The sequence below is a fragment of the Thermostichus sp. OS-CIW-26 genome, assembly GCF_054058395.1.
In genome coordinates, this window is the sequence record NZ_JBSSAG010000001.1 from 98,565 (window position 1) to 115,081 (window position 16,517).

Below are 16,517 nucleotides of genomic sequence, written 5' to 3' on the forward strand. Positions count from 1 at the left end.
AGCGCCTTGCGCAGGACTCGAACCTGCAACCATCGACTTAGAAGGTCGGTGCTCTATCCATTGAGCTAGCAAGGCCGAAGAAAAGGATGCAGAGCCATTATATCCCCGACCCAGTTCCCAATCCCCAACCCTGCCCACCTGCCTCTGGCTTGGATTTCCGCAGTGTTGCTTGGGCAAATTGCGCGGTTTGCCTTGGGGAGCCAGGGCGGGATCCCATGTGACCGAGCTTTCCCGGCGCAGACCCGGCCAAAATGGGTTTTGAGGTGTTGAACATCGGGATCCCCATGCCATTGCTCCCTGATCCTGGCTCAGTTGGGCGAAAGAAAGCTTCTTCCGGCACTCAATCCCTGTCTCCGGCAGCCAAGCGCCTGTTGCGCCTCTACCACGGCGGTAGCTTCATCTTTCTGGGCCTGCTGTGGCTGGTAGTCGGGATCCCTAGCCTTTGGGCTTTGCGAGCGGATATAGCCCGCCTGTGGGATTACTTTACTTGGACGGGCCTGCGATATGCCTTGTTTCACCGCCCAGGATGGCCCACCTTGGGGTTATTGCTCTGTGTCAGCTTCACGATGGGGATCCTGATTGCCCAAAGCCGCTATGAGCTGTTCGGCCTGTATCCGGTGGAGCGTCTCATGCTGGAGCAGCAATCCCGCTGGATCCTATCCTTGCCGGTGTGGCATCCGCTGCGGCGCTGGTTGGTGCGCAGGTTGGATACTCAAGATTAGGTTTTGGCTGCTACTTGGGATCCCTGCCGGCACCGAGGCAAAATCTCGTTTGCGTGCGGGTAAACTACCCGACTCCGACCGCTAAAGCGTTACGGAGCGGGCTTTCAGTAGCCCTGAGCCTGCTCTGCTCTACCAGAGAACAAAACAGGCCCGAACCTCTAGGCTGGTTTACGACAGCCCCCAAAAGCGCAATCACATTCGCACCATTCAAATCCGCATCCCCTTCCCATCCACAGTGTCCACACTTAAACTTCTTTCCACTGCGATAGGATTGCGCAGGGTCGGGATGAATGTGCAAACACCGGTGGCAGGTCTGCGACGTGTAGGCAGGCGGAACCAGCACCACAGGTACTCCGGCAATGGCAGCCTTGTAGACCACGAACATCCTAAGCTGGTAGAACGCCCAGTTATTGGTTCTGCGGCGCTCAGCTTTGCTGCGTGGCTGTTGATTGACCCTTTCCCGGATCCCTGTCAGGTCTTCCAGAGCAATAGCGCTGTTTGTGACCTTTGCCCTAGAGACAATAGCTTTGGAGATGCGATGATTGACCCACACTTGAAAGCGTCTCTCCTTGCCAGACAGCCGTTGCAACAGTTCTCTGCATCTGCGCCGCGAACTGCGTGTGCCCTTACTGGCTTTGCGTTGGAGTACCGCCCTCAACCGGGAGTAGTGGTCGCGGACTCTGTTCAACTGCTGTCCATTCCAGTTGTCCCCCTCTGACGTATGGGCAATATCTGTCCTCCCCAAGTCCACCCCGATCACCTTGTCGGTATCTTGTTGCTTGGGTGGTTTTTTCTCTACGCAAATCTGGATGTAGTAGGAGCCATCTTTGCGCTTGACCAGGGTGGCAGATTTGGGGTTGGAACCAGCCAGCATTCCCCTCTGGTAGTTACCAATGGCTAGCTCAAAGCGTTCTCTCCCTTCAACCGTGGTCAGCGACACCGTCCAGTCTTTCTCGCGGAATGAAAAGATACGTGCGTCGTAGGTAACGAACCTACGCTTGAACTCTTTAACCGGACGGTTGCTCTGTCTCGCCACTTTGCGAGCGCCCGCCACCCGTCTGCACACCTGTTGAGCCAAGTTACTGGACAAGCCGAACCGAGCTCGAATCTCGTAGTAGCAAAGGGATTGCAGTTTAACCGCGTTGACGATCTTCTCCGGCGTGTTCTGGTTGACCCAGTTCAATGCCTGCACAAAGACATCCATCGTCGCGTCCAATTTGGCGGCTTGTGACGGGAACGCCTTGAGCTTACAGGAGACGGTCAGGACTTGGCTCATAAGTCCATTGTACTTCATCAAAGCGCATTCCTCACGGCACTGACCCTACGGGTACAGTGCGGGGCTCCTGCGATTTCTAGCTGAAATCCCGCACAAGCACCACTTCCGAAGCAGCAGGAGAAGTCAATCACGCCCACCCAAAGCCTCAGCCTGGGATTTTTCCGAGGAAGCCACAGATAGCTTCACAATCCGGGCCAGCCGAGCCTTACGACGAGCGGCTGTGTTTTTGTGCAGGACGCCGGTTTTGGCAGCTTTATCAATGCGGCTGAAAGCAGCACTCATCGCCGCCTGGATTTCCTGCAGAGTTTCTTGCTGTGGGTTGGCAGCGTAGGCAGCCGAGAGGGAGATCACTTTCTTCATCAGAGCGCGCACCATTGCTTTGGTGGCTTTGTTGCGCAGCCGATTCCGCTCTGCGATCTGAACGCGCTTGATGGCAGATTTGATGCGTGGCATGGTTGAAGGGGAAGTTCCAGTGAAGATCCAGCATACCATCAGAGCTGGAAGCTCCACCAGTTCCTATTGTTCTCCGATGGGATCCCCATGTTTCAAGATTGCAGCTCGCAGATCCGCTTCAACCCACCTGCCCTTTTCTACGGGGTTGCCGCTTGCGATTTGGATCGGGATGGGGCCTTTGAGCTGTTTGTGTGCGGGTTCCGCGGCTCCAATCGAGTCTTGAAGTGGGATGGGCAAGCCCTGGTGGATCAAGCAGACGACACCCTGGCCGATGCAGGGCGCATGGCAATTGGGGTGGCTGCCGCCGACTTTGACGGAGACGGGCAGGAAGAACTTTATGTCTTGAACACCGATACCTTCGGCGGGCGCAAGCGCTTTGGGGATCGCCTCTTCGACTGGCAGGGATCCGCCTGGGTGGACCTGTTCTCCCTGCCGCAAAACCAAGATGCCCTCAACTTGACCGCAGGTCGCTCTGTAGCTTGTGTGGATCGTCTTGGCCAGGGGAGCTATGGATTTTTCGTAGCCAACTACGGCGGCCCTATGCGCCTCTACGAGTTGGGCCCTAACCAAATGATCGCCGATGTGGCGCCAGAAGCGAGACTCAATCGGGTGACGGGCGGGCGGGGGTTGGTGGCCGTGCCCTTGGTCTCGCAGCGGATGGACATTTTTGCCGTCAATGAGCAGGGACCTAACTTTCTGTTTCGCAACCGGGGAGATGGCACCTTTGAAGAGATTGCCGCTGAGGTGGGCCTAGCAGATCCCGACGAGCATGGGCGCGGCGTGGCAGCGGTGGATCTGGATGGGGATGGACGGCTGGATTTGCTCTATGGCAACTGGGAAGGCCCCCATCGCCTCTGGATCCAGACCCCCGGCGGTTTTTTTAAGGATGTAGCCCCCCCGGAGTTGGCTAGGCCCTCCCGCATTCGCACGGTCATCGCTGCCGACTTCGACAACGACGGCTACCCAGAGCTGTTTTTCAACAACATCGGCGAGCCCAACCGTCTGTTTGCTTGGCGCTCAGGCCGTTGGCAAGCCATCGACATTGGAGATGCTGCCGAGCCGCAGGGATTGGGGACAGGAGCAGCGGTGGCCGATGTGGATGGGGATGGTCGTCTAGAATTGTTGATTGCCCATGGGGAGTCTGGCGCCCAGCCTCTCAGCTTCTATCGCCCTCAGGCCAATGCCAACAACTGGCTGAGGGTTCTGCCCCTCACCCGCCAGGGAGCCCCGGCCCGCGGCGCGTTGGTAAGGCTGCTCACCTCCACCCGTACCCAGATCCAGGCCATCGACGCCGGCAGCGGCTACCTCTGTCAGATGGAGCCGGTGGCCCACTTTGGCCTGGGATCCGAAACAGGGGTCAAGGAAATCCAGATCCAGTGGCCGGATGGGAAACAGTTGCAGGTGGCCCACCCACCGGTCAACCAGCTTTTGCGGATCCCTTATCCCCGCTAGCCGCCAATCTGAGACATGGTGCGCCGGTAGGATCCCTGGCTGCCGGTGTCCCGTCCTTTGAAGTTGATGTCCGGCTTGATGTCCAGCAGTTCTCGCACCTGCTGTCTTAGCCTTTCGGCAGGGATCCCAGCTCGCAGCGGATCCCGCAGGTTGATTTGGCCGGATTCGTTGAGCAGGCAAGGGCGCAGCCAACCGTCGCTGGATAGCCGCATGCGGTTGCATCGATCGCAAAAGCACTCCGACATCTGGCTGATAAAGCCCAAGGTGCCTTTTGCCCCTGGGATGCGAAACACATCTGCCGGCCCATTGCCGGCCACAAACCCGGGTTCCAGGCCAAAGCGAGCGCGAATTCGCTGTCGCAGCACCTCAGACTCCACCCAGCCGGCCTGCTGAAAGAGGGCGGCATTGCCAATGGGCATAAACTCGATGAAGCGCACATGCCATTGTCGCTCCAGAGTAAGGGCAGCCAGATCTTCCACTTCCGATTCGTTGAGCCCAGGGATCACCACCACATTCAACTTGAGGGGATCGAACCCCACTTGGTGGGCAACTTGGATCCCGGCCCAGACCTGCCGCCAGCGATCCCGCCCCGTGATCAGTCGAAAGGTCTCGGGGTTGAGGGAATCAAAGCTGATGTTGATGCGGCGCAACCCCGCTTCATAGAGGAGTTGGGCCTTTTGGCTGAGGTTGAAGCCGTTGGTGGTAAGGGCCACATCTCTCACCCCAGGCAGGCTGCATAGAGCCCGGATGAGGTGCTCCAGCCCCGGCCTGAGCAGGGGTTCGCCGCCGGTGAGGCGAAAGCAATCGATCCCCAACGGCAAAAACACCTCTCGAACCAACGTGAGGATTTCCTCATCCGTTAAACGCTCTGGGGCTTGCAGCCACGTCAACTCCGCCTCGTCAGGCATGCAGTACTGGCAGCGGAAATTGCAGCGATCGATCAAGCTGATGCGCAGATAGTTAACGGTCGGCATGGCAACCTATGCCAGAAACAGATGGGGCACCCCTCCCCCCAGAGTGCCGAGCAACGCCGAGGACCCTTTCCGTTGCCTCTGGAAAACCTCCCAGCGTCTCCATCCGCAAAGGCAGCGGGGGAACTGTCCCGAGGCTTGCAACTTGCAGTGGCCACACCTCCAGTTTGCAGGATACTACGAAGATTGAGGTGCAAATCTCTACTCGGCAGAGCCAGGGATCCCTGCCCATTCGGGTTGAACAGGCCGCTGCCAGCGTTCCCACCAGGCCAGCACAGACTCAGGTGGGTGGCTGTCGTGGCTGCCGTTGGCATTGGCGGGGAGGGGGGGAGAGGGAGGTGGGGCCGGCGGTGTCAGCCAACTGACAGGCGCGGGGATCAGACAACTGGGGTGGAGAGGGCGCAGATCGCGGTAGTGGCTGCTGCGAATGGCCAGGATCTCCTGCTGAATGATGTCTGGGGGTTCTCCCAACTCCAGCAACACATGGCTGCACAGCCCCAGGCTGGCCTCAAATTCGGGGTGGACGACTTCTCTGGCCCCCAACTGATAGAGCTGTTCGATGTCTTCCTTGTCGGTAGCTCGCACCACCACATCCAATTGCGGCGCCAACTCCAGAGCTCGTTTCAGGCAGAGGCGGATGCTCATGCGATCCGGCAGAGCAATGACCAGGGCGCGGGCCTGGGGCAGGCAAGCTTTCTCCAGCACCAACGGGCTGGCCGCATTTCCGTAGAGGTAAGGGATCCCACGGGAACGCAGGTGTTGGATCACCCGTTCTGATTGATCAATGACCAAGAGGGGGTGACGACGGGCTTCGAGAATGCGCACAATGTCTTGCCCCACCTGCCCATAGCCGCACACCACCACGTGCCCCTGTTGAGGAGCATCGGGGGCCAAAGCGCGGGGCCGCTCGCCCGATTCCAACCAGCGGGCCAAGAAGGGGATCCCGTGTAGCCCGGAAAACAGTCGAGGAGCGCCCCTCAGCAGAAAGGGAGTGAGCAGAAGGGTAACGGCTGTGGTGCTGACAATCAACAAATAGATCTGCCGCGACACCAACCCCAACGCCTGCCCCTCGCTGGCCAGCACAAAGGAGAATTCGCCGATTTGCGATAAGCCCAGCCCCACCACCACCGCTGCCGGCAGAGTGTAACCAAACAGCCGCGCCAAGGGAGCCACGATGCAAAACTTGCCCACCATCACCAGACCCACCAGCCCCAGGATCAGCAACAGATGGCCGAGGATAAAGCTGGGATCGATGAGCATGCCGATGGCCGCAAAAAAGAGAGCAGCAAACACATCTCGCAAAGGCTCTACATAGTCCAGGGTTTGGTCGGCGTACTCCACCTCCGAGATCATCAGACCGGCAATGAAAGCCCCAATCTCGCTGGAAATGCCCAGCCGCTCCGTCAACAGGGCAATCCCCACGCAGAGGCTGATCACCCCCAGCAAAAACACCTCTTTGCTCTCCTGCTGAGCCAAAAGCCGCAAGAAGGCCGGAACGAGCCAAATGCCACTCACCACTGCCCCCAGCCCCACCAGGCCAATTTCCGCTACCGACTTGACCAGGGATCCCGCCAGCTCCGGCAGGGGAGAGTCCAAAGCCGGCAACACCGCCAACATCAGCCCCACCGCCAAATCTTGCACAATCAGGATCCCCAGCATGGCCTGGGCTTGGGGAGTGTCCATCTGGTTGGTCTCGGTGAGGCTTTTGAGCACCACCGCCGTGGAAGACAAGGAGAGTACGGCCCCTAAAAAGATCCCTTGCACCGGCGTCAACCAGCCGCTGACCACTGCCAGCACCGCCGTGATCAAAATCGTCAGGCTGATTTGCAAAATGCCGCCGCCAACGGCGATCCCCCGCACTTTGCGCAATTCTTTCAGGGAAAACTCCACCCCCAAGGTGAACAGCAAAAAGGTCACCCCAAATTGAGCCAGGGTTTCCACCTGAACCAACTCTTTGATCCACCCCAGCCCGGTGGGCCCCACTAAGATCCCGGCTAATAAGTAGCCCAGCAACACCGGCTGCCTCAGCAGTGAGGCCAAAAATCCACCCGCTGCCGCTGCCGCCAATACCGTCACAATGTCCAAAATCAGACGAAAGTCTTCCTGCACAGGGCACTCACCGAGGAATGTGAACTTTTGTAGCCAATCCTGAGGATTCTTCCACGATAATGCTTCCTCTGGCATCTCGGACAGAGCGAAGAACTCGGCTTCAAGCTCTGCACCCTGCTGCCCCCGAGGATCCCGGCTGGCCCAGCCCGGATTCAGATCCAGCCTGGATTCAGAGGAAGCTGGACGGAAACTCAGTGGAAATTTTTGTTAAAAGTTGCTGACAACACCCCAAAACCGTAGCTTATAATACAGAATGTAGATAGAAATCGTTCATCCTCTCGCGTGCTGGGCGGCTCATCATGGGTAGAGCGACATCGCAGCCAGAGGACGGAAGTAGGGAGAGATCCCGAAGGAACGCGCCTCAACTCTTCTGGTAACCGTGGGGCTTCTCTTGGGAGAAGGCGAACGGATGAAAACTCAACTCATTTGGAGGCGAAGATCATGGAACTCTTTTACCGTGGCGTCGATTACACCCCCTCTTCTGCAACAGCGGCGGTTTCTCCCGGCAAAGTGGGGGGTCGTTACCGGGGGCTGGACTGGCGGTTCCGCCATCTGACCAAGCCGGTGGTTTTGCCCACCAACCTTGACCTGCTCTATCGAGGTGTGGCTTATCATCCCAAGGCGGTCGAAGGATCGGCTCAACCCGTTCAGACGGCAGAGGCATCTGCCCCGGTGGCTGCTGCTGGCCGTTCTCACCTCTTGGACGACCTGTCTCGCCGCTTGATGATGAGCCATCAACGTTTGATTCGGATTCGTCAGCAATCCATGCTGATCCGCGGTACAGAGCAGATTGGCCTGCATGTCAACGTGCGCAACTTCTGGAACCGCATCCAAGGAAAAGTGCATCCCACCTTCCGGCTCAACTACGACCGTAGCCGTGTCAGCATGAGCTGATCTGCCCGTAACTGTTGATGCTCTGGCATGAGCTCAGCGAGAAGGGATCCCGGCTGGGGATCCCTTTTTGGTTTCTGGGTTGAGCTTCCTCAGGTCGATGGACGGCACAGGACGCTTCAACGCTGGCACGAGGTGCTGTTGACCAAAAGTAGCTAAGTTGCCCAAGGGATCCACAATTGAGGGGTGCTATTTCCTCGGAAAAAAACGGGATCCCATCAGGGATCCCGCTGCAGAATCGGCCACACCGCTTAGGCGTCGAAGTAAAGGGCGAACTCGTAGGGGTGAGGCCGCAGATTCATGGGGTTGATCTCGTTGTCGATCTTGTACTCGATGTAGGTCTGGATCAGATCTTCGGTGAAGACGCCTCCCTCCAGCAAGAAGGCATGATCCTTCTGCAGGTTTTCCAGGGCATCCAGCAGGGATCCAGGCGTGGAAGGGATCTTGGCCAGCTCTTCCGGCTCCAGATCGTAGATATCTTTGTCCAAGGGCTCGCCGGGATGGATCTTATTCTTGATCCCGTCCAGGCCAGCCATCAGCATGGCCGAAAAGGCGATGTAGGGGTTGCAGGTGGCATCCGGGCAGCGGAACTCCAGACGCTTGGCCTTGGGATTGTTGCCGGTCACCGGAATGCGAATGGCGGCGGAACGGTTGCCCTGGGAGTAAGCCAGGTTCACCGGCGCCTCAAAACCGGGCACCAAGCGCTTGTAGGAGTTGGTGGTGGGGTTGGTGAAGGCCAGGATCGCCGGGGCATGCTTGAGCAGGCCACCGATGTAGTAGAGAGCCGTCTCGCTCAGGTTGGCATAGGTGCCTTCGCTATAGAACAAAGGCTGACCATCCTTCCAGAGGGACTGGTGGGTGTGCATGCCGGTGCCGTTGTCGTTAAATAGGGGCTTGGGCATGAAGGTGACGGTTTTGCCGTGCTTGCGGGCCACGTTCCGGAGCACGTATTTGTAAACCATCATGTAGTCGGCAGCCGTGATCAGATCGGCAAAGCGATAGCCCAACTCCCCTTGCCCGCCGGTAGCCACCTCGTGGTGATGCTTCTCGATGGGCACCCCCAACTTGCCCATGGTCAGCAGCATCTCGGTGCGGATGTTTTGATGGGCATCGGTGGGCGGGGCCGGGAAATAGCCCTCTTTGTAGCGAGGCTTGTAGCCCAGGTTGCCACCTTTCTCCTCGCGGCCCGAGTTCCAGCGACCTTCGATGGAATCCACGAAGTAGTAGGCCGAGTTTTGGGTTTGGTCGAAACGAACATCCTCAAAGATGAAAAACTCTGCCTCCGGCCCGAAGTAGGCAGTATCGGCAATGCCCGTCGATTGCAGATAGGCAACGGCACGGGCGGCAAGGCTGCGGGGACAACGGCTATAAGGCTGGCCGGTGCGCGGCTCAACAATGCTGCAAGTTATGCTGAGGGTGGGCACCTCCAGAAAGGGATCGATCCAAGCCGTCTTGGGATCCGGCACCATGTACATGTCCGACTCGTTGATCGCTTTCCAGCCCCGGATACTGGATCCGTCAAAGGGAAGCCCCTCGGTGAAGGTTTCTTCCTTGATCATCGAGGTGTGGAAGGAAACATGCTGCCAGGTGCCAAAGATATCCACAAACTTGAGATCCACTATCTGGACGTTGTTGTCCTGGATCATCTGAAGCACTTCTTGGGGCGTGGATGCCATTACTCTCTCCTGATTGGGTTGCGGTTAAGACTGGGGGAACTGTGGCTGAAACAAATGGGATCCCAGCAGGTGATCCCCACGCTTCGACCCAGACAGGCCAAAAACGCTCACTCATCCTAGAAAGGCCAACACGGGTATTTTGTAGTTTCTGATACAAAATTCATTTGAGCTCCGCTTTCTGACCAAGACCAAATTGCTGGCCATCTCAGACACCTCTTTTCCTTCTGGCTTGGGTCAACCGGGATTGGGTGTTGGGGATCCAAAACTTGGGCAATGGCCGCCACTTGGCCAACCTCTGGGCAGAGATAACCCTATGGGATGGGCAAAAAAGGCCCCAATGGCCTGAGGCGAGCGAAAATGAGGCTAATAGGCCTCGGCCTCGACCGGTTCGCCAAGGGGTGTTAAGCTAAAGCGTAGTCGTTATGAGTTTGGCTTTTATTCCCATTGCAGAAGGAGAGACATCGGATGACAGAGCAAAGTCGGGTTGAGAATGTGGTGATCATCGGCTCCGGCCCTGCTGGGTTTACAGCAGCCATTTACGCTGGGCGTGCCAACCTGAAGCCGGTTGTGTTTGAGGGGTTCCAGGCGGGCGGGATCCCGGGCGGGCAACTGATGACCACCACCGAGGTGGAGAACTTTCCGGGCTTTCCCGAGGGCATCACCGGCCCCCAACTGATGAAGAACATGCGGGCTCAAGCGCAGCGGTGGGGGGCAGAACTTTACACCGAAGATGTCACCTTTGTGGATTTAAGCCAGCGGCCCTTTGTCGTCCGTTCTGACGAGCGGGAATTGCGCACCCACAGCCTGATCATCGCCACCGGGGCCACAGCCAAGCGCCTACACCTGCCGGGGGAGGAGACCTACTGGAACCGGGGCATGTCAGCTTGTGCTGTCTGCGATGGGGCTATGCCCATGTTCAGAGGGGTGGAATTGGTGGTGATCGGCGGCGGCGATACTGCCTGTGAGGAGGCCACCTACCTGACCAAGTTTGGATCCCACGTGCACATGCTGGTGCGCAGCGACAAAATGCGGGCCAGCAAGGCTATGCAGGATCGTGTTCTCAACAACCCCAAGATCACTGTGCACTGGAACACCGAGGCGGTGGAAGTGATGGGCGACGGCCTGCGCCTGACCGGGGTGAAAGTGCGGAACAACCAAACCGGCGAAATACGCGAGATGTCAGTGGGTGGCCTATTTTATGCCATTGGCCACAAGCCCAACACAGACCTATTTAAAGGGCAACTGGAACTGGATGAAGTCGGCTACATCGTCACCCGCCCGGGATCCGTGGCCACCAGTGTGGAGGGGGTGTTTGCCGCCGGCGACGTGCAGGATCACGAGTTTCGTCAGGCGATTACCGCTGCCGGCACCGGCTGTATGGCGGCCATGTTGGCAGAGCGCTGGCTCTCGGAACACGGCTTGGCCCAGGAGTATCACGTCCTTCCCCAAAGCCATCCTGAACCCAGCCCTGCTGCGACTTCTGCGGCAGAGTCTGCTGGGGATCCTGCTGTTGAGGAGGCCAGCTTTGAGGAGAATGGACAGGATGACTTAGACTTCAGCAAGACTTGCCATGAGGGGAGCTATGCCCTGCGGCGACTCTACCACGAAAGCGATCGCCTGCTCATGGTCAAGTACACCGCCCCCACCTGTGCCCCTTGTCATGCCCTCAAGCCGATCTTGAACAAGATCATCGATGAGTTCTCGGACAAGCTGCACGTGGTGGAGATCGATATTGAGAAAGATCCGGAGATTGCAGAGGCAGGGGGGGTGGCGGGCACCCCGACGGTGCAATTTTTCAAAAACAAGACGCTGGTGGCCCAGTTGGTGGGCGTTAAGCCCAAGTCCCAATATCGAGAGGTGATTCAGGCAAATTTGTGTTAGGACATTTTCCCCGTCCTCTTCAACCCCTGGCTTTAAGGGGTGGTCGTGGGTTATGCCTTGGTTTGAGCTATTCCCTCGCCGCCGATCCCTTTCCCAGAACGAGAGGAGGGCTAGGGATAATCCAACGAAGCAGTTTCATTTGGATTGGAAATAACTGGGGTCTGGATGGTCTGCAAAGGCGCCGTGATAGGCGGCCTGCATGGCTGCCAAAGACACCACCAGTAAGGGATCCTCTTCTGCCGTCCTTAAGAGCAGGGGATCCGCAGGGGATCCCACCTCTCCCAAAAGCTGCCACTGGCCGGCAAGCTGCGCTTCTAAGTAGGCTTCCCAAGCAGAGCGCTGGGCCGGATCCACAGAAACCAGGATGCGGCTGGATCCCTCGCCAAACAGGGCCTGATCCCAGCGCAAGGATCCAGGAGCCAGGGAGAGGGTTGCGCCGCGGCCTCCGCTCAAGCAGGCTTCTGCCAAAGCCACAGCCAATCCCCCCTCGCTGCAGTCGTGGGCAGAGCGCACCCAGCCCTGGCGGATTCCATGGCGACAGGCAGCTTGCACCCGCTTTTCCAATTCCAGATCCACTGGCGCGGGCCGGCCCGTAACTTGCTCGTGGATGACCGCCAAATACTCGCTGCCCCCCAAGCTGGTGAGGGCCTGGGATCCCAGGAGGTAAATGAGATCCCCTGCCTGCTGCCACCCTTGGCCACAGATAAATTGCAAATCGGGAACCAGACCCACCATGCCAATGACAGGGGTGGGGTAGATAGCCTGCGATCCCTGGGGGGTGAGGGTCTCGTTGTAGAGAGAAACGTTTCCCCCCGTTACCGGCGTACCGAGGGCACGGCAGGCATCTCCAATCCCCCGACAGGCCAGGGCCAGCTGCCAGTACACCACCGGGTTTTCGGGATTGCCAAAGTTAAGGTTATCGGTAACAGCTAGGGGATCGGCCCCCACACAGGTGAGGTTGCGGGCAGCTTCCGCCACGGCTGCCTTGGCCCCCTCGTAGGGATCCAAATACACCCAGCGGCCATTGCCATCCAGGGTGGCAGCGATGGCCTTGCGGGAAGCTCGCAGGGGCGGCACCTCGCCCACGCCAAACTTTTGGGAACGGATGCGGATAACCGCCGCATCTCCCTGGCCCGGCCAAAGGACGGTGTTGTTTTGCACCTGGTGGTCGTATTGGCGATAGATCCAGGCTTTGCTGGCCAGGGTGGGGCTGGCCAAAAGCTGCAGCAGCACCTCTTTCCATGCCAGCGTTGCCTGAGCGAGGTGGATCCCCTGGCAATCACAAGGGGGTAGAGTGGCGGGATCCCATCGCCACGCTGCCTGCACGTAGGCTGGCGGCTCTGGCAACACCGGACGGACATAGACGGGGGTGTCTTCGGCCAAAGCCCGCACCGGCACCTGCACCACGCAGGATCCCTGGTGCCAGATCTCCACCAGCGGCTCGGCAATGACTTCCCCGGCCACACTAGCTTGCAAACCCCAGCGGTGGAAGATCTCCATCACCTCCGCCTCGCGGCCTTTTTGCACCACCAGCAGCATCCGCTCCTGGGATTCCGAGAGCAGGTATTCCCAGGCAGCCATGCCGCTTTCCCGCGCCGGCACTCGGTCGAGGTCAAAGCGGATCCCCACCCCTCCCTTGGCCGCCATCTCCGCGGTGGAGCAGGTGATCCCGGCTGCCCCCATATCCTGGGCAGCCACCACAGCTCCTGTGGCAAAGGCCTCCAGACAGGCCTCGATGAGGCACTTGCCCAGGAAGGGATCCCCCACCTGCACTGCCGGCCGATCCTGCTGCGCATCCTCCTTGAGCTCGGCGCTGGCAAAGCTGGCGCCGCGGATGCCATCCCGCCCTGTAGTGGAGCCTACATACAAAACGGGATTTCCCACCCCTTGGGCTGCAGATTTGACAACCGTAGGGGTCTCCAGCAGCCCCAAGGCCATGACGTTGACCAAGGGATTGCCGCTGTAGCAGGGATCCACCGCCACTTCTCCCCCCACTGTGGGTACCCCGACACAGTTGCCGTAGTGGGCGATCCCTTCCACCACCCTGGCCATGAGGCGGCGGTTGCGGGGATCTGTTAGCGGCCCAAAGCGCAGCGAGTTAAGCAGGGCAATGGGACGGGCGCCCAGGGTAAAGATATCCCGCAGGATCCCTCCCACGCCGGTAGCTGCCCCCTGGAAGGGCTCCACTGCCGAAGGATGGTTGTGGGACTCGATCTTAAACGCCAGCCAATCCCCCTCCCCCAGATCCACTACGCCGGCATTTTCCCCCGGCCCCACCACTACCCGCTCGCCCGTGGTGGGAAAGTTTTTCAGCAGAGGGCGGGAGTTTTTGTAGCAGCAGTGCTCTGACCACATCACCCCAAACATGGCCAGCTCGTTGGGGTTGGGATCCCGGCCCAGCTGCTGCTGGATCTGTTGATATTCCGCCGGGGAAAGGCCGTGGGCTTTTAAGTCTTCGAGAGTATAGGGCATAGTGCTCCAATTGCCCCTAGCTTAGGTCAACAACCCAGGGCCCAAGAGACGGGCCTGACGCTCTTCCAGTATGCGGCTTAAGGGGGGCCAGCGCTTCAGGTCGGGGTCTTGGACAATAAGCTGCTCTGCCGCCTGGCGGGCCAGCTGCAGCACCTCTTGATCCTCCATGAGACTGGCCAGGGCAAAATCGGGTAGCCCCGACTGGCGGGTGCCCATCACCTCCCCTGGGCCGCGGAAGCGCAGATCCATCTCGGCAATGAAAAACCCGTCGTGGGACTGCTCCAGCACCTTGAGCCGCCGCAGGGCCTCCTCGCTTTTGGATCCTGTCATCAGGATGCAGTAGGCCTGGTCAGATCCCCGCCCTACCCGCCCCCGCAGTTGGTGCAGTTGGGAGAGCCCAAAGCGCTCCGCATGCTCCACCAGCATCACCGAGGCATTGGGCACATCTACCCCCACCTCCACCACCGTGGTAGAGACCAGAATATCCAGCTCCCGCCGGCGAAAGGCCGCAATGACAGCTTCCTTCTCGCTACTGGTCAAGCGCCCGTGCAGCAGGCCCACCCGAAATTGGGGGAAAACCTTTTCCTGCAGACGCTGGTGTTCCTCGATGGCAGATTTCAGATCCAGCTTCTCCGACTCTTCAATCAACGGCAGCACCACGTAGGCCTGCCGCCCTTGGGCAATTTCCCGCTCGATAAGCCGCATCACCTGCAGGCGATCCCCTGGCCGGGCTACCAGGGTGTGCACGGGCTTGCGCCCCGGCGGCAGCTCGTCAATTTGGGTAACATCCAGATCCCCATGCAGGGCCAGGGTGAGGGTGCGGGGGATGGGGGTGGCGGTCATGGTGAGCACATCGGGGTGATCCCCTTTCTGTTGCAGGGCGGCCCGCTGCTCCACGCCAAAGCGGTGCTGCTCGTCGATGACCACCAAGCCCAGGTTGCGAAACTGCACTGCCGGCTGGATGAGAGCATGGGTGCCCACCACCAAGGGCAATTCCCCGGTCTGCAACTGCCGCAGGATCTCCCGGCGCTTAGCAGGGGGCGTGGATCCAGTCAACAGTTCAACGGGCACCTGCAGCTGGCTGAGCCATTCCACCAACTTGCGGTAGTGTTGCTCGGCCAAAACCTCGGTGGGAGCCATGAGGGCCGCCTGCCAACCGGATTGAATGGCTGCCAGCACAGCTGCCACCGCCACCACGGTTTTGCCGGATCCCACATCTCCCTGCAAGAGGCGGTTCATGGGCAAGGGATCCCGCAGATCCGCTAGGATCTCGTCGATGGCCCGCTGCTGGGCAGCGGTAAGCTGAAAGGGCAGGATTTGGTAGAAGCGATCCAACAGCTCCCCTCTAGCCGGCTGGTAACGAGGTATGGCCTGAGCTTGGGCACGATAGCGGTGTCGCCGCTGCAATAGGCTTAGTTGTAGGTAGAAAAACTCATCGAACACCAGCCGCCGCCGGGCCTGGGCCAGCAGCTCTCGGGTCTCAGGAAAGTGGATCTGCTGCAGGGCAACAGGCAAGTCCAAAAGCTGCAACTGCCGCTTGAGATCCGCCGGCAAGGGATCCTCCACCAAGGCCGCCGCCGGCAAAGCCAGTTGCACCGCCTTGCGCACCAGATCGGCGGGGATCCCTTCTGAGAGAGGGTAAACTGGCAAGATCTTGCCCAGCCTGTCCAGCTCCTCGCCCTCTCCCCCCAGCACCTCCAGTTGCGGGTTATCCAGCGTTAGGCCCAACCGGCCCTTTTTGACCAGGCCGCTGGCAGCCACCAGGGCCCCCTTGGGGTATCGCCGCTCCAGGGAAGCTTGCCAACTGCGCTGGGCAAACTGCCGCCCGCTGTAGAAGCGGCTGAGGGTAATTACACCACTTTTGTCGGCAATCTTTAGGTTGAAGATGGTCAGCGAGGGATTCTTAGGGCTGGTAAAGCAACTGCAACTTTTCACCGTCCCTACAAGGGTAACGGTCTCCCCCACCTTGGCTTGGCGGATGAGCACCCGCCGGGAATAGTCCAGGTAGTCGCGGGGGAAGTAGTAGAGGGCATCCCGCACGCTGTGTAGGCCCAGTTGTGCCAGCTTTTCCGCCGACTTGGGGCCAATGCCTTTGAGAAATTGCAGCGGCTGCTCCAGGCTAAGGCCGGCGGGGAGAGATGGGGAAATCGTGCTCCGCCCTGCCTCTGGGGGGGTTGTTGCTACGCCTACGGCAGGGAAACCAGAGCGCTGTGGCAACGAGGCTGCAAACGAGCCAGGTTGGTGGGAACTCGGTCGGGACAGCTCTTGCTGACGTCGGACTCGCTCCAGCCAGCGGCGGGTTTCGGCCACCAGGTGCTGGCGTTCGGGCAGCTCCAGCTCGGAATACAGGGTATAGCGGGATCCCAGTTCTTTCCATCGCCGCCGGTCATCTCCATTCAGCACCCAGTCAGAGGGGGGATCCTGTCCGAACACGCTCCCCAAAAATTGGGAGAAGGTCTGCTCTCGCCCCCGCAGGTCGGTAAACCCCACCTCTGCTTCTAGGGAAAGGGCGCGCTGAAGCCGCTGTAGATCCACCTGGCTCAAGTTGCTTGGCTGCCGGGAGTGCTCCTTATCAATCCAACTTTAGCCAACAACGGCAGGACAACCGAAGGAG

11 protein-coding genes, 1 tRNA gene and 1 riboswitch are annotated in these 16,517 nt (G+C 59.3%); of the genes, 4 read left to right on the forward strand and 8 right to left on the reverse strand.

Translation table 11 applies throughout. From position 1 onward, the window contains the following. Nucleotides 1-2: 2 nt before the first annotated feature. Nucleotides 3-75, reverse strand: a tRNA-Arg gene (locus tag ACVW0C_RS00425). A gap of 209 nt (nt 76-284) precedes the next feature. Here ACVW0C_RS00425 and ACVW0C_RS00430 point away from each other — a divergent pair. After that, nucleotides 285-722, forward strand: a complete 438-nt coding sequence (locus ACVW0C_RS00430; RefSeq protein WP_414329770.1) for a hypothetical protein — start codon at nt 285-287, stop codon at nt 720-722. A gap of 64 nt (nt 723-786) precedes the next feature. On the opposite strand, the gene ACVW0C_RS00435 is transcribed toward ACVW0C_RS00430, so the two are convergent. Together ACVW0C_RS00435 and rpsT are read right to left on the reverse strand one after the other, a co-directional pair. Next, nucleotides 787-1,998 carry an RNA-guided endonuclease InsQ/TnpB family protein gene (locus ACVW0C_RS00435; protein WP_457384030.1) on the reverse strand — a complete coding sequence of 404 codons (1,212 nt, stop codon included), beginning with the start codon at nt 1,996-1,998 and terminating at the stop codon, nt 787-789. A gap of 123 nt (nt 1,999-2,121) precedes the next feature. Beyond that, nucleotides 2,122-2,451: a 30S ribosomal protein S20 gene (gene rpsT / locus ACVW0C_RS00440; RefSeq protein ID WP_414355736.1), complete on the reverse strand. Its 330-nt coding sequence runs from the start codon at nt 2,449-2,451 to the stop codon at nt 2,122-2,124. Nucleotides 2,452-2,538: 87 nt separating this feature from the next. Here rpsT and ACVW0C_RS00445 point away from each other — a divergent pair, with 87 nt between their 5' ends. Next, nucleotides 2,539-3,903: a CRTAC1 family protein gene (locus tag ACVW0C_RS00445; protein ID WP_457383957.1), complete on the forward strand. Its 1,365-nt coding sequence runs from the start codon at nt 2,539-2,541 to the stop codon at nt 3,901-3,903. Here the strand turns inward: ACVW0C_RS00445 and moaA are convergent. Both moaA and ACVW0C_RS00455 read right to left on the reverse strand, forming a co-directional pair. After that, nucleotides 3,900-4,877 (reverse strand): GTP 3',8-cyclase MoaA, encoded by a 978-nt coding sequence (gene moaA / locus ACVW0C_RS00450; protein ID WP_011434340.1) that lies wholly within the window; start codon nt 4,875-4,877, stop codon nt 3,900-3,902. The genes ACVW0C_RS00445 and moaA overlap by 4 nt on opposite strands. A gap of 198 nt (nt 4,878-5,075) precedes the next feature. After that, the gene (locus tag ACVW0C_RS00455) at nt 5,076-6,983 is read right to left on the reverse strand and encodes a cation:proton antiporter (protein WP_457383958.1); all 1,908 of its coding nucleotides are present in this window, start codon (nt 6,981-6,983) and stop codon (nt 5,076-5,078) included. 265 nt (nt 6,984-7,248) lie between these two features. Then, a riboswitch (Glutamine riboswitch) is annotated at nt 7,249-7,344 on the forward strand. 80 nt (nt 7,345-7,424) lie between these two features. Here ACVW0C_RS00455 and ACVW0C_RS00460 point away from each other — a divergent pair. Next, a complete protein-coding gene (locus tag ACVW0C_RS00460) occupies nt 7,425-7,877 on the forward strand; it encodes a DUF4278 domain-containing protein (protein ID WP_414356533.1) in 453 nt (150 codons plus the stop codon). A 248-nt stretch (nt 7,878-8,125) separates the two neighbouring features. Here ACVW0C_RS00460 and glnA read toward each other — a convergent pair whose 3' ends face one another. Continuing rightward, nucleotides 8,126-9,550 carry a type I glutamate--ammonia ligase gene (gene glnA / locus ACVW0C_RS00465; RefSeq protein ID WP_457383959.1) on the reverse strand — a complete coding sequence of 475 codons (1,425 nt, stop codon included), beginning with the start codon at nt 9,548-9,550 and terminating at the stop codon, nt 8,126-8,128. Between the two features lie 465 nt (nt 9,551-10,015). On the opposite strand from glnA, the gene trxB reads away from it, so the two are divergent. Next, nucleotides 10,016-11,431, forward strand: coding sequence for a thioredoxin-disulfide reductase (gene trxB, locus ACVW0C_RS00470; RefSeq protein ID WP_457383960.1), 1,416 nt, complete (start codon nt 10,016-10,018; stop codon nt 11,429-11,431). Nucleotides 11,432-11,566: 135 nt separating this feature from the next. On the opposite strand, the gene purL is transcribed toward trxB, so the two are convergent. Together purL and recG are read right to left on the reverse strand one after the other, a co-directional pair. Further along, on the reverse strand, nt 11,567-13,903 hold the full coding sequence (purL, locus tag ACVW0C_RS00475; protein ID WP_457383961.1) for a phosphoribosylformylglycinamidine synthase subunit PurL: 2,337 nt from the start codon (nt 13,901-13,903) through the stop codon (nt 11,567-11,569). 21 nt (nt 13,904-13,924) lie between these two features. Beyond that, nucleotides 13,925-16,438 (reverse strand): ATP-dependent DNA helicase RecG, encoded by a 2,514-nt coding sequence (recG, locus tag ACVW0C_RS00480; RefSeq protein WP_457384032.1) that lies wholly within the window; start codon nt 16,436-16,438, stop codon nt 13,925-13,927. Between the last annotated feature and the right edge of the window lie 79 nt (nt 16,439-16,517).